A 12,491-nucleotide genomic window follows, 5' to 3' on the forward strand; every position below is an offset into this window, starting at 1 on the left:
TCATCTCCTGGCCTGGCGCTGACTTGCCAGTCGAGGCCCATTGCGGGCGGCCCAGGGGGCGCAAAGTGGCAACTCACGTCCGGCAGCTGTGAGGGGTCGCAAATGCGGGATGTCGCTACCGCTCTGTGCCTCGGCTCGGGTTCTTGCGAAAGCGGCCGCGTGGCTGCCTCCGCAACGGCAAGCAACCGTTGCATCGCTCTCGCGAGATGTATGGCGGGGTGTGGCGAGGGGGCTGGGCTGTCAGACTGGGGGCATGAGCAGGGGCGAGCACGAGCATCCGACGATCACGCTGAAACTGAGCGGGCACCAGGCCGTGATCGAGCCCGATCGCTTCACGCCGGGCAGCTACCAGCTCGTGGTCGACGGCACCCCGCAGTCGCACGTGAACATCGACAACCCCGACGAGCTGTTCTTCGAGTACATCCAGCGCATCGGGCACGTCATCGACCTGATCGGGGACCCGGGCGAGGCCATCACGGCCGTGCACCTGGGCGCCGGCGCGCTCACACTCCCCCGCTATGTGGAGGCGACCCGGCCGGGTTCGCGGCAGCAGGTGGTGGAGATCGAAAGCGATCTCATCGATTTCGTGCGGGCCGAGCTGCCCTGGGACAAGCGCGCCAACCTGCGGGTGCGGCACGGCGACGCCCGCGAGGTGCTCGGCAAGCTGCCCGCCGGGCTGCACGGATCCGTGGACCTCGTGGTGGTCGACATCTTCTCCGGCGCCCGCACCCCCGCCCACGTGACCAGCCGGGAGTTCTACGAGCTGGCCGCTCCTCTCCTCTCGCCGCGCGGGGTGCTGGCCGTGAACGTGGCGGATGGCCCCGGGCTCGCCTTCGCGCGCGCCCAGGCCGCGACCCTGTCGGCGGTGTTCGGGCACGTCATCGGCCTGGCCGAGACCCAGGTACTCAAGGGGCGCCGGTTCGGCAACATCGTCTTCGTGGCCGCGCACACCCCGCTCGACCTGCACTGGGTGCCGCGGCTGCTTGCGGGCGGCCCGCATCCGGCCAAGGTGGTCGAGGGCGCCGAGCTCGCCCAGTTCATGGCGACCGCATCGGTGGCGACGGATGCGACGGCCACGCCGTCCCCGCTGCCCGGCCGCACGGTCTTCCAGATCGGCAACTAGCCAGCGGGCGCTGCCGCGAGTTGCGGGCAACTGTTTCCCATCCGGACGAATGGGCCCGGCACACCGGGTGCAGAAGTCCGCATGGGCACCATGTGCATCGACGACCGGTCGAATTCGGGATGCCGTGACGCGGCACACCCCGGCACGCGGGGATCGGCGGGGCGAGGTCGGGTTACCCTTGAAAGGAACCCGATCTCACCCGCGGCACCCCTCGGCCGCCCAGTCAAGGACATCATCCTGACCATCATCACTGGCTACGACGCCGTCACCCTCCGGGAAAAAGTCGATCTCCCCGCCGCCGCCGAACGACTCGACGATCTCGGCAAACTCCGCAGCCTGTCTGCCCTCAACGAGAAGGTCACGCTGCTGCGCCTGCTCGACCGCCTGGAGGAGGCCTTCGAGATCGCCAACCAGGCGCTGCGCCAGGCGCGGTTCACCGGCGACCGGCAGGACTTCGTGCTGTGCCGCATCCGTCGCGCCCAGGTGATGCAGTTCCAGGGCAAGCTCGAGGAGGCCGCCGCCGAGCTGACGCAGTGCGTGCTGGAGTCGGAGACCCACGAGTGGAACCTCACGGCCGCTTTCGCCCGGGAGACCCGGGGCAAGGTGCACTTCGAGCAGGATGAGCTCGAGGGCGCCCTCACCGACTTCACCGCCGCCGTCTTTCTGCGCGAGAAGGCCGGCGCCTCCCCCGATGAGCTGGAGAGCGCGCTGATCGCGGTTGCCGTGGTGGAGTCCTTCATCGGCGAGCGCCGCACCGAGCGCTGAATCGCGGATTCGCACCGCGCCTCAGGGCCTGGGCGCGCACGGGCACTCGCTGCACCGCTGACCGCCGGATGCGCCGGCGGGTCGTCGCCCGAGCGTTCGCCGCACCCCCTGTGGGCCGCCGCGCCCGCTATAGGGGGCGCGGCCGGCCATACGAGGTGCAGCGAACGGTCCGAACGGTAGCGAGCATCCGAACAGCGGACGCCGCGCGGTAGCTAGGGAGCGGTCAGCGAGACCCCGGCCTCCGTGGCGAGGGCCTTGATCAGGGCTGAGGCGTTCTCGTCGCGCCAGCCGGCTGCCATGGCGGCGTCCACGTAGCGGGAAGCCGCGGCGACGCTGGGCACGGGAACGTCCAGGCCGGACGCGAACTCCTGGATCAGTCGGCCGTCCTTCTGCATCAGGTGCAGGGCGAACGAGGGCGAGTAGTCGTCCGCGAGCACGGCCGGGCCGACGCCGTCGAAGATCGGCGAGCGGAAGTCGGTCACGTGCAGCACCTCGAGCACTGTGCGCAGGTCCAGCCCGGCGCGCGCGGCCAGGGTCAGGGCCTCCCCCAGCGCCAGCAGCTGTGACGCCACCACCAGGTTGCCGACGAGCTTCATCCGCACGCCCGACCCACCCGCGCCCAGGTAGTGCACGGTCTCGCTCAACGGCTCGAGAACAGGTAGGGCCGTCTCGAAGTCGCGCCGGTCACCACCCACGACGATCCACAGACCGCCGTCGGATGCCTCACCCCGCGACCCGAACACCGGAGCATCGAGGAAGCGCACACCGCGCGCCGCGAAGGCGTCCCGCTCGGCGGCACTGGCCTCCGGGCTGATGGTAGACAGGTCGATCACGAGCGCGTCACTGCCGACCACCGCGGCCAGGCCGTCCTCGGCGAGGACGACCGCGTGCACGGCCGCGTCATCACTCAGGCAGTACATGACCACCTCGGCACCGTCGACCGCGCTCAGGATGGTGTCGGCCGCGGTTGCGCCGGCGTCCGTCGCCTGCTGCAGCGGGCCGGACGAGCGGTTCCAGACCGTGACCTCGTGCCCGGCGGCGAGCAGGTTCCGCACCATGCCCAGGCCCATGGTCCCCAGACCGAGGAAAGCGACCCGGGTCACTTGGCCACCTCCGCCGACGTGGACTGGGACGCGGCCAGCGGCGCATTCGCCGCCTTCCAGGCCTGCAGGAACCTCAGGTACCCGGTGGCCCCGGGATCCTGCAGGCCGATGCTGCGCTCCTGCAGCCAGGATGCCCGGCCACGCCGGGACTGCAGCGCCTTGGAGGCAATGACCCCGCGCTCGGCCGCCTCAATGGCCTCATCGAGCGCGGTAGCCGGCGGCGCGGAAAGCAGGGCTTCTGCGGCCGGGAACATGGCGTCGAGGATGGTCTTGTCACCGACCTGGGACTTGCCGCGCTGGCTGATCGACTCGGCGGCCGCGAGGGCGAACTTGCCGATCTGGTCGCCGGTGACGGTGGCCGAGTCGCCCCAGACCTTCGACCCGGCGAGCAGGGCGCCGGCCACGAGGGCGGCCATGGTGGAGGGGTTCGCGTTCGCGAAGGCCTTGGCGCAGGCGAGCACCACCTCGGAGGGGGTGGCGGTCTCGGGGAGGGCCTCCAGCGCGGCGACGGCCGCTGCCGCGCCGAGCGACACGGTGATGCCCAGGTCGCCGTCGCCGAGCTGCTGGTCGAGTTCGCCCAGCTCGTCGGCGTACTGCACGAGTTCACCCAGGCAGTTGCGAATGGCGGTGCTTAGTTCGTGTCCGTTCATGATGGGCTCATGCCTCCTGGAAAAATGGGGATCGGGCCGGCGCGTTGAGCAGGGCGAGTCGCTCGTCGTTCAGCGTCAGCAGGGAGATGGATGCCCCAGCCATTTCCAGGCTGGTGGCGTATTCGCCGATGTAGTTCTTCTCGATGGTGATCCCCTGCTCGGCCAGCAGCTGGTGCACGCGCCGGTACAAGAGGTACAGCTCCTCGAGCGGGGTTGCTCCCATGCCGTTGACGAGCACGGCCACTCGATCGCCCGAGCCGATGCCGAGGTCGGCCAGCAGCCGCTCGGTGAGGCGCTCGGCGATCTGGTCGGCAGTCTCCAGGGCGCCGCGCAGGAATCCGGGCTCGCCGTGGATGCCGATGCCGACCTCCATCTCGCCGTCCTCGAGTTCGAAGCTCGGCTTGCCGGTGGTGGGCAGGATGGTGGGTGAGAGCCCGATTCCCATCGTGGCGGTGTTCTCGATGATGTCCTCGGCCACCGCGGCGACCTGGGCGAGGCTGTCGCCGCGCTCGGCCGCGGCGCCGGCCGCCTTGTAAGCGAAGAGGATGCCGGCGACGCCACGACGGTCCGTCTTGCGTTCCTTGGGCTGGCTGGCCACATCGTCGCGGCCGAGCACCGTCTGGGTGCTGATGCCCTCGAGCTCGGCCATGTCGGTGGCCAGGTCGAAGTTGAACACGTCGCCGCCGTAGTTGCCGTACAGGTAGAGCACGCCCGCGCCGCCGCTGACGGCCTTGGTGGCCTCCAGCACCTGCGCCGACGACGGGGAGGAGAACACGTTGCCGATGGCGACGCCGTCGCAGAGGCCGCGGCCCACGTAGCCCTTGAACAACGGCAGGTGGCCCGAGCCGCCGCCGGTGACGATGCCGACCTTGCCGGCGACCGGGGCATCCGCTCGCACGAGCACCCGGCGGTCGTCGGTCGCGGCCTTGAGCAGGTCGGGGTGGGCCAGCAGGATCCCGTCGACGAACTCGTCCACGAACGAACTGGGGTCGTTGATGATTTTCTTCATATCTCTCTCGGTTCTGTCTAGTTCTCTGAAACGGGCACGGAAGCGGATGCGGGCGGGTTTCCACCCGGGGGCCTGCCGCGAGCGGCGCGCGGCCGCCGGGTGCGGGAGGCCGATACGGCGTCGAAGATCATCACCGCGATGAGGATCACACCCTGGGCGATGGCGTATTCATAGGAGGAGAGGCGCATCGCGGTGAACCCGCTGGAGACCACTTGCAGGGTCAGCGTGGCCAGCACGACGCCGGCGACCGTGGCGAACCCGCCGGTGGGGTTGGTGCCGCCGAGCACCGCGATCACGATCACCAGCAGCACATACGACGAGCCGTAGTCCGCGGATGCCGTGGGGTTACGAGCCAGGAACACCACGCCGGCCAGGCCGGCGAGCGCCCCCGCGATCGTGTACGTGCGCAGGAGCACCTTGCGGCGCGGGATGGCGGAGTACAGGGCGGCCACGGAGTTAGCGCCCTCGAGCTGGATCATCCGGCCGAGCGACGTGCGGGTGACGAGCACCGCGACCAGGATCGCGATGACCAGGAAGCCCAGGAAGAGCAGCGGCACATTCGCCACGGCGGCCTGACCGATCGCGCCGAGCACCTCCGGCGCGCCGTACAGGGTCGACCCGCCGGTCCACACGATGGCCAGGCCGTTGTAGATCTGCATGGTGGCCAGCGTCGCCAGGATCGGAGTGATGCCCACCACGCTGACCAGGAACCCGTTGATGGCACCGCCCAGCATGCCCACCACCACTCCGGCCAGCACGATGACCGGCGCCAGCGAGGCCGCCAGGGCGGGGTCGGAAGCCGACACCGCGGTGTGCAGCGTGGAGATGGTGATCGCGGAGAAGTTGGCGATGGCCACGAGGGAGAGGTCGATGCCGCCGGTGAGCATCACGATCATCATCGCGAGAGCGATGATGCCGATCTCCGGCGCGGCGACCGAGATGTTCTGCAGGTTGATCGGGCTGAGGAACACCCGCGGGTTGAGCACGCTGAACAGCACGACGGCCAGCAGCAGGGCCACGACCATGCGGGCAGCGCTCGGGGACGCCCCCGGGCGCCGCAGGAATCCACGGGTGAACTGGCCGAGCCGGTCGTTCAGCGCTCGGGGCGACCGGTCGGCGGATGCCCGCCGCTCGGTGCGCGTATCGGTGTCGGGGCTCATGATCCCACCTTCATTTCGGGCTGAGACTGCACGGGGTCTGCGTCGTCGATGACACGCATCCGTCGTGACTTGCGGCGGGCGGCGATGGCCTGCACGCCCACACCGACGACGAGGAGCACCCCGACGGCGGTGCGCAGCCACGCGCTGGGAACGCCGACGAGCAGCAGGCTGTTCTTGATCACCTGCACGAGGAGCACCCCGAGCACGGTACCGATGACGGAGCCGCGGCCGCCGAAGATCGACGCACCGCCGAGCACCACGGCTGCAATGATGTCGAGTTCGCCGCCGACCAGGTCACGAGGGTTGGCGCTGCGGCTGAGCACGATGTGGATGACCCCGGCGATGGCGGCCAGGGCTCCCACTGCCACGTACACCCACACCTGGGTGCGCTTGACCGCGAAACCGGCCCGCCGGGCCGCCTCCAGGTCCCCGCCCATGGCGTAGAGCGACCGGCCGAACATGGTGCGCTTGAGCACCAGCGACACGAGCACACAGAGCAGCAGCACCGGCACGACGAGAACGTGCAGGTAGGCGCGGCCGGACGCCGTGGTCACATCCACCAGGTTCGTCGTGGCCAGTGCGGCCATCGAGCCGGGCAGCTCGGCGTAGTAGCTGGCGCCCACGTAGGTGTACATCGCGCCGAAGAAGATGCCTTGCGTGCCCAGCGTCACGATCAGAGTGGGCAACCCGAAGCGGGCGATGACGATGCCGTTCACCAGGCCCAGCAGAGCGCCGACGCCGATCGCGATGGCGAAGATGCCCGCCAGCCCGGGGTCGAAGCCGACCGTGAGGCAGAACGACACCGTGGCGTAGCCGGCGAAGATCGCGATGGCCGCGAACGACACGTCGATGCCGCCGGTGATGACCACGACGAGCACACCGAGGGCGAACACCACCGGCACGATGGAGCTGCGCAGGATGGCGAAGCCGGTGTTGAGCGTGAAGAAGGTCGGGTTGGCGATCGACATCGCCACGACCAGCCCGAGCAGCACGAGGGCGAGCACGCCCTCGTTGTTCGAGCCGCGCAGTCTGCGGAGAGCGTCCATCAGGCCGACATCCTCTCTTGGATGGTTTCCACGGTGATCTGGTCTCCTTCGAGGGTGTGGGTGAGCCGGCCCTGCTTGATCACGAGAACGCGGTGGCACGACGACACGAGTTCCGGCGCGTCATCCGAGATCACGATCACCGACATCCCCTGGGCGGCCTGCACCCGCAGCAGTTCGAGGATCTCTTCCTTGGAGCCGATATCGACCCGACAGTGGGCCCGTTGAGCATGAGCACGGTCGGCGAGGTGGCCAGCCACTTGGCCAGCACCACGCGTTGGGCGTTGCCGCCGGACAGGGTGCGCACGGCCGCCTGGGCATTGGGCGCGCTGATCTTCAAGCCGGTGAAATAGCGTCGGATGGTCTCGGCGATGCCGGACCGGCTGAGGGTGCCCCAGCGGGTGCGGTGCGTCGGGAGTGACGCCGCGACGATGTTGTCGGCGATCGACTTCTCGAGGAACAGCCCCTGGGTGAGACGGTCCTCGGGTACGTAGCCGATGCCGGCAGCGACGGCGTGCTGAATGCTGCGGATGCTGACCGGCTTGCCGGCCACCCGGATCTCGCCGGCGTCGGCGGGCGTGACGCCGAACAGCGACTCCGCGATCTCGGTGCGGCCCGAGCCCAACAGCCCGGTCACCCGAGGATCTCCCCGCGGCGCACCTGGAACGAGATGTCCCGATACGCTCCGGCGAGCGAGAGGCCGGTGACCTCGAGGGCCAGCGGCGCGGCAGGGTCGAGGTCGCTGACGACGCGGGTCTCATCGACGTGCCGCCCCGTCATGTGGTGCGAGATGGACCGCTGGTCGAAGTCGGCAGTCGGGCCGCTCACGACGTGCCGACCCGAGCGCATGATGGTGAGGCGCTGGGAGATAGCGAGCACCTCTTCGAGTTTGTGCGACACGAACATCAGGGCCACGCCGCGGGCGCGCAGGCGCTCCACCAGGGCGAAGAGCCGGCTGACCTCGGTGTGGGTGAGCGCGGTGGTCGGCTCGTCCATGATGATCGCCCGGGCGTCGTTGACGAGCGCGCGGCAGATCGCCGTGAGCTGTTTGTCGGCCACGGAGAGGTCGCCGACCTCCCGGTCGAGGTCCAGGTCCAGGTCGAGTTCCTTCACGATCGCCTCGGCGCGGGGCCGGATGGCGCTCGGCGAGTACCGACGGGCGCGGCTGGCGACCTCGGCGGTGAGCACGATGTTCTCGGCAACCGTGAGGTTGGGAAACAGGGAGAAGTCCTGGTAGATGACCTGGATGCCGCTCTGGATCGCGGCGTTCGCGTTGATGTGGTCGTAGGAGACGCCGTCGATGATGATCTCGCCGCTGTCGGGCCGTTCGGCGCCGGAAATGATCTTGATCAGAGTCGACTTGCCGCAGCCGTTCTCGCCGGCGAGGCAGTGCACCTCACCGGGGATCAGGTCGATAGAGACATCGGTCAGCGCCGGCACGCCGCCGAAGCTCTTGCCGATGCCGCGGGCGGAAACGAACGGCACGGGGGTCTGGGTGCTGCTCGCGCTCGAAGTCGTGGGAATGGGTATGGACGTCATGGCATGGCCTTTCCAGCCGAAGCGTCGGGGCGCGCAGCCGCTGGGCGCGCGCCCCGGTGTCGAACTCGGGTGACTAGAAGTCGTACTTCTTGGCCGTCTCGGCGTCGGCGGCGACGGATGCCTGCCCGACGAAGACGTTGTCGTACCCGTCGAGCTTCTTGAGGGAGGTGTAGCCCTCGATGCCCAGGTCGGTGCCTTCCTCGATGGTGTCGCCCTCGGCCAGCATCAGCGCGATCTTGAGCTGGGCCTCACCGGCGAGCGCCGGGTCCCAGAAGAAGATCTTGTCGATCGAGCCGTCGGCGAGGTACTGGTTGGCCACCGACGGGATCGAGGTGCCCATGACGCAGACCTGGTCTTCCAGGCCGGCTTCCTGCACGGCGCGGGCGATGCCGGGAACGTCATTACCGGCGGAGCCCTGGAACCCGGCGATGTTCGGGTACTTGGCCAGGACCTCCTTGGCACGTTCGTACGCGGTGCCCTGGTCGTCTGTGCTTTCGATGGGGGTCTCGACCCGGGTCATGTCGGGGAAGTTGGCCTGCTGGTTCTCGTAGGCCGCGTCGACCCACTCCATGTGCGTCTGGGCGGTGAGGCCACCGACGAACTGCACGTACTCGCCTTTACCGCCCATGCACTCCCCGAGGTTGTCCATGATCTCGGAGCCGTAGGACGCGTTGTCGAAGGCTTCGATGTCGATATCGACGTTCTTGATGCCGGTCGCTTCGTGCGAGACGACGATGATGCCCTGGTCCCTGGCCTGCTTGAGCACCGAGTCGAGTGCCTCGGGTGAGTTGGGCACCACGGTGATGGCGGTGGGCTGCTGTGCGATCAGGTCCTGCACGATCTGAACCTGCTTCTCGGGGCTGACGTCATCCGCGCCCTCCTGGCGGGCGTCGACGCCGCTGGTCTCGGCGAAGGACTTCACCCCGACCTCCATGCGCTGGAACCACGGGATGGTCTGGGCCTTGACGACGGTCACCATGACCATGTCCGAGGCGGACTTCGTGCTGGCGGACCCTGTACTGGAGGTCTCGCTGCCGACGTTACCGACCGAGGTGCAGCCGGCGAGCAGGAAAGCCGCCCCGACGACGAGTGAAGTGCTCCTGAGAGCGTGCTTGCGTTGCATTCCGTTTACTCCTTTGTGAACGAATCGTGAGCTGATCACGATGGGGCAGCACACCGGTGGTGCGTGCTCTCGGACGAAGTTATCCGCAACTCGCACAGCATGTCAAGCGTTTGTGCGCGACATATGCGCAATACCCGCGCGATTGTGCGCAAAAGCGCCGCTCGGTCGACTGACTTTCCTCACGTCCGTGGCAGCGCTACTCATCTTGCGCACGGCCTCACATGAGAGAGCCTCACTGAGCGGATTGCGGGCAGAACGTCGGCCGATCGGTGCGGGATAAGCATCCGTTGCTGCGCATTTTCGCGCAGAAATCTTTACAAAGTGCGCAGTTCTGGATAGCCTGAGGCAACTCACCGAGACGAGGAGAAGGCGTGTCACGACAGGCTGAGATAGTCGACGCCCTCCAGGACCGCGGGTTCCAGTCGGTCAACAGTCTGGCGGAGCGGTTCGAGGTCACGGCATCCACGATCCGGCGCGACCTCGAGCGTCTCGAAGCGATGGAACTGGTCAAGCGCACCCACGGCGGTGCGATCCCGATCCACCAGGCGGAGACCCCCAACCAGTTCAAGCAGGAACTGCATCTGGCCGAGAAGGCCGCGATCGGCAAGGCCATGGCCGACCGGGTCCTCGAGGGCCAGACCGTGCTGCTGGACGGCGGCACCACCACGCTCGAAGTGGCCCGGCACCTCACCCAGCGGCGCCTCACCGTGGTCACCAACGACCTGCGCGTGGCCATGGAGATCGCGCAACGCCGCTCGGCGCACCTGGTGTTCATCGGCGGCGAATTGTTGCCCGACGTGTACACGATGTGGGGCCCGGCCTCGGTTCTGCAGTTGACCAACCTGCGCGTGGATGTCGCGATCTTCGGCGCCGACATGGTCTGCGACGACGGGCTGTACCACTCGAGCAGCTACGAGGTCGAGCTGAAACGGCTCATGCGCTCCATCGCGCGGGAAGCATTCTTCGTCGCGGACAGTTCCAAGTTCGGCCGAGAGGCGCTGTTCAAGGTGCTCGACATCGCCGATTTCACCGCCGGCATCACCGACGACCTGCTCGATCCGCTGCGTGCGTCGCACTTCCCGGTGCCGCTCATCCAGGTCGGCGCGCGCAAGGGTCTCTAGCGGCCTGTGGGCTCCAGCGATTCCAGCCAGGTTCAGGCTTCTGTGGCATTCTTCAGGTGATGCATCACAGACGAGTTTGGGGCGGCCTGGTGGCCGCGAGTACGGTCGCGCTGCTCTGCGCCTGCGCGGTGAGCGCCCCGCGTACCAGCGTCAGCTCGAGCACCCCGGCGCAGCCGACTCCGGAGGTGACGAGCACGGCCCCGGATGCGGCGCCCGCGCCGATGCATCCGGTGGGTGACCCGGTCGTGATCGCCGAGGGCCTCGACGTGCCGTGGTCGATCCTGCGGCTGCCCGACGGGGTAACGCTGATCAGCGAACGCGACACCGCGCTCGTGCGGGAGCTGCTGCCCGACGGCAGCCTGCGCGACGCCGCGACCGTGGCCGGGGTGGTGCCGAACGGCGAGGGCGGGCTGCTCGGGTTGGCGTACCTGCCGGGGGACGACGACACCGACTGGGTCTACGCGTATTTCACCGCCGCATCCGACAACCGCATCGTGCGGATGCCGGTCACCGGCGCCGCCGGCAGTCTCGCACTGGGCGAGCCGGAGACCGTGCTCACCGGTATCCCCGCGGCCGGCAACCACAACGGCGGCCGGCTCGGGTTCGGACCCGACGGCATGCTCTACGCCACGGCCGGCGACGCGGGCAACACCGGCAACGCGCAGAACCTCGACTCGCTGGGCGGCAAGATCCTGCGGATGACGCCGACCGGCGAGGTTCCGGCGGACAACCCGTTCGGCACCCTCGTGTACTCGTACGGGCACCGCAACCCGCAGGGTCTGGCCTGGGATTGGGCCGGGCAGCTCTGGGCCAGCGAGTTCGGCCAGAACACCTGGGACGAACTCAACCTCATCACCGCGGGCGCCAACTACGGCTGGCCCGAGGTAGAGGGCATCGGCCAGACGCCCGGGTTCACCGACCCGGTGCACCAGTGGTCCACCGACGAGGCCAGCCCGAGCGGGCTCGCGAGCGTCGGCGACACCCTGTTCCTGGCCGCGCTGCGCGGAGAGCGGATGTGGCGGGTCGACTCCTCCACAGGCACCGTGGACGACTGGTTTGTGAACAGCTTCGGCCGGCTGCGTGACGTGGTGTCGGGCCCCGGCAGCACACTGTGGTTCGTGACGAACAATACCGATGGCCGCGGCACCCCCTCCCCCGGCGACGACCGCCTCTACCAGGTAGAGGTGGCGCCCTGATGGCCGACCTCGTGCGCGTGCGCCGTTGGGCCGACGCGCTGATCGCCCTGCACCTCGACCCCAGTTGGACCTTCGATTTCGACAACGCCAAGAAGCGGGCGGGACTGTGCAACTTCACCCTCAAGCGCATCACGGTGTCGCGCTACCTCGCCGCCCGGTACGGCGACGACGAGATCCACCAGATCCTGCTGCACGAGGTGGCACACGCCCTGGCCGGCGCCCGCGCCGGTCACGGTCCGGCCTGGCGCAGCGTGGCTGCCAGTCTCGGCTATGACGGCAAACGCACCCACGACGGGGAGATCGCCGACGACCTCGCCCCCTGGGTGGGGACCTGCTCGGCCGGCCACACGCACTACCGGTACCGCAAGCCCACCCGGCAGCTGGCCTGCGGCCTCTGCGGGCGCGGCTTCACCGCGGCGCACGTGATCACCTGGGTGCGGCGCGAGATCACCCCCGCAGCCCGCCGCAAGGCCGCCGCCGCCGCGCGCTGAGCCACCCGTTCCCGGCGCGACTGGTCCCGAACCGGACAAGTGCACCCGGCACACCGGGTGCAGAAGTCCGCACGGGGACCGGTTAGCGGCGGATGCGGCGGAGGGCGGATGCGGCGGCGGGCGCGCGGGTGGAGACTGTGAGGTGAGCACACGCGTGCGAGCCGCATC

At 68.8% G+C, this 12,491-nt stretch carries 14 protein-coding genes; 5 read left to right on the forward strand and 9 right to left on the reverse strand.

The window, feature by feature from the left end:
* Positions 1 to 253: 253 nt before the first annotated feature.
* Positions 254 to 1,123: a spermidine synthase gene (locus KY500_RS12995; RefSeq protein ID WP_219900899.1), complete on the forward strand. Its 870-nt coding sequence runs from the start codon at positions 254 to 256 to the stop codon at positions 1,121 to 1,123.
* An 81-nt stretch (positions 1,124 to 1,204) separates the two neighbouring features.
* Complete coding sequence (locus KY500_RS13000) at positions 1,205 to 1,888, forward strand: hypothetical protein (RefSeq protein ID WP_255579300.1); 684 nt, start codon at positions 1,205 to 1,207, stop codon at positions 1,886 to 1,888.
* Between the two features lie 212 nt (positions 1,889 to 2,100).
* Here KY500_RS13000 and KY500_RS13005 read toward each other — a convergent pair whose 3' ends face one another.
* The 9 genes from KY500_RS13005 to KY500_RS13045 all read right to left on the reverse strand — a co-directional run bounded on the left by KY500_RS13005 (position 2,101) and on the right by KY500_RS13045 (position 9,515).
* A complete protein-coding gene (locus KY500_RS13005) occupies positions 2,101 to 2,991 on the reverse strand; it encodes an NAD(P)-dependent oxidoreductase (protein ID WP_219900900.1) in 891 nt (296 codons plus the stop codon).
* A complete protein-coding gene (locus KY500_RS13010) occupies positions 2,988 to 3,641 on the reverse strand; it encodes a DAK2 domain-containing protein (protein ID WP_219900901.1) in 654 nt (217 codons plus the stop codon). Before KY500_RS13010 ends, KY500_RS13005 begins: the two co-directional genes overlap by 4 nt.
* Positions 3,642 to 3,648: 7 nt before the next feature.
* Positions 3,649 to 4,650 (reverse strand): dihydroxyacetone kinase subunit DhaK, encoded by a 1,002-nt coding sequence (locus KY500_RS13015; protein WP_219900902.1) that lies wholly within the window; start codon positions 4,648 to 4,650, stop codon positions 3,649 to 3,651.
* A 17-nt stretch (positions 4,651 to 4,667) separates the two neighbouring features.
* Positions 4,668 to 5,810 carry an ABC transporter permease gene (locus KY500_RS13020; RefSeq protein WP_255579303.1) on the reverse strand — a complete coding sequence of 381 codons (1,143 nt, stop codon included), beginning with the start codon at positions 5,808 to 5,810 and terminating at the stop codon, positions 4,668 to 4,670.
* Positions 5,807 to 6,856, reverse strand: a complete 1,050-nt coding sequence (locus tag KY500_RS13025; RefSeq protein WP_219900903.1) for an ABC transporter permease — start codon at positions 6,854 to 6,856, stop codon at positions 5,807 to 5,809. The genes KY500_RS13020 and KY500_RS13025 overlap by 4 nt, the downstream gene beginning before the upstream one ends.
* Positions 6,856 to 6,996 (reverse strand): hypothetical protein, encoded by a 141-nt coding sequence (locus KY500_RS13030; protein ID WP_219900904.1) that lies wholly within the window; start codon positions 6,994 to 6,996, stop codon positions 6,856 to 6,858. The genes KY500_RS13025 and KY500_RS13030 overlap by 1 nt, the downstream gene beginning before the upstream one ends.
* Complete coding sequence (locus KY500_RS13035) at positions 6,993 to 7,490, reverse strand: ATP-binding cassette domain-containing protein (RefSeq protein WP_219900905.1); 498 nt, start codon at positions 7,488 to 7,490, stop codon at positions 6,993 to 6,995. The genes KY500_RS13030 and KY500_RS13035 overlap by 4 nt, the downstream gene beginning before the upstream one ends.
* The gene (locus KY500_RS13040) at positions 7,487 to 8,392 is read right to left on the reverse strand and encodes an ATP-binding cassette domain-containing protein (protein WP_219900906.1); all 906 of its coding nucleotides are present in this window, start codon (positions 8,390 to 8,392) and stop codon (positions 7,487 to 7,489) included. Before KY500_RS13040 ends, KY500_RS13035 begins: the two co-directional genes overlap by 4 nt.
* A 73-nt stretch (positions 8,393 to 8,465) precedes the next feature.
* Positions 8,466 to 9,515, reverse strand: coding sequence for an autoinducer 2 ABC transporter substrate-binding protein (locus KY500_RS13045; RefSeq protein WP_219900907.1), 1,050 nt, complete (start codon positions 9,513 to 9,515; stop codon positions 8,466 to 8,468).
* Between the two features lie 371 nt (positions 9,516 to 9,886).
* Here KY500_RS13045 and KY500_RS13050 point away from each other — a divergent pair, with 371 nt between their 5' ends.
* The 3 genes from KY500_RS13050 to KY500_RS13060 are packed head-to-tail and all read left to right on the forward strand — an operon-like array spanning position 9,887 to position 12,323.
* On the forward strand, positions 9,887 to 10,636 hold the full coding sequence (locus KY500_RS13050; RefSeq protein ID WP_219900908.1) for a DeoR/GlpR family DNA-binding transcription regulator: 750 nt from the start codon (positions 9,887 to 9,889) through the stop codon (positions 10,634 to 10,636).
* Positions 10,637 to 10,695: 59 nt separating this feature from the next.
* Positions 10,696 to 11,832 carry a sorbosone dehydrogenase family protein gene (locus tag KY500_RS13055; RefSeq protein ID WP_219900909.1) on the forward strand — a complete coding sequence of 379 codons (1,137 nt, stop codon included), beginning with the start codon at positions 10,696 to 10,698 and terminating at the stop codon, positions 11,830 to 11,832.
* Entirely contained in the window at positions 11,832 to 12,323 is a 492-nt protein-coding gene (locus KY500_RS13060; RefSeq protein WP_219900910.1) for a SprT-like domain-containing protein, read from the forward strand. The genes KY500_RS13055 and KY500_RS13060 overlap by 1 nt, the downstream gene beginning before the upstream one ends.
* Positions 12,324 to 12,491: the final 168 nt, after the last annotated feature.

This window comes from Cryobacterium sp. PAMC25264, from assembly GCF_019443325.1.
Classification (GTDB): domain Bacteria; phylum Actinomycetota; class Actinomycetes; order Actinomycetales; family Microbacteriaceae; genus Cryobacterium.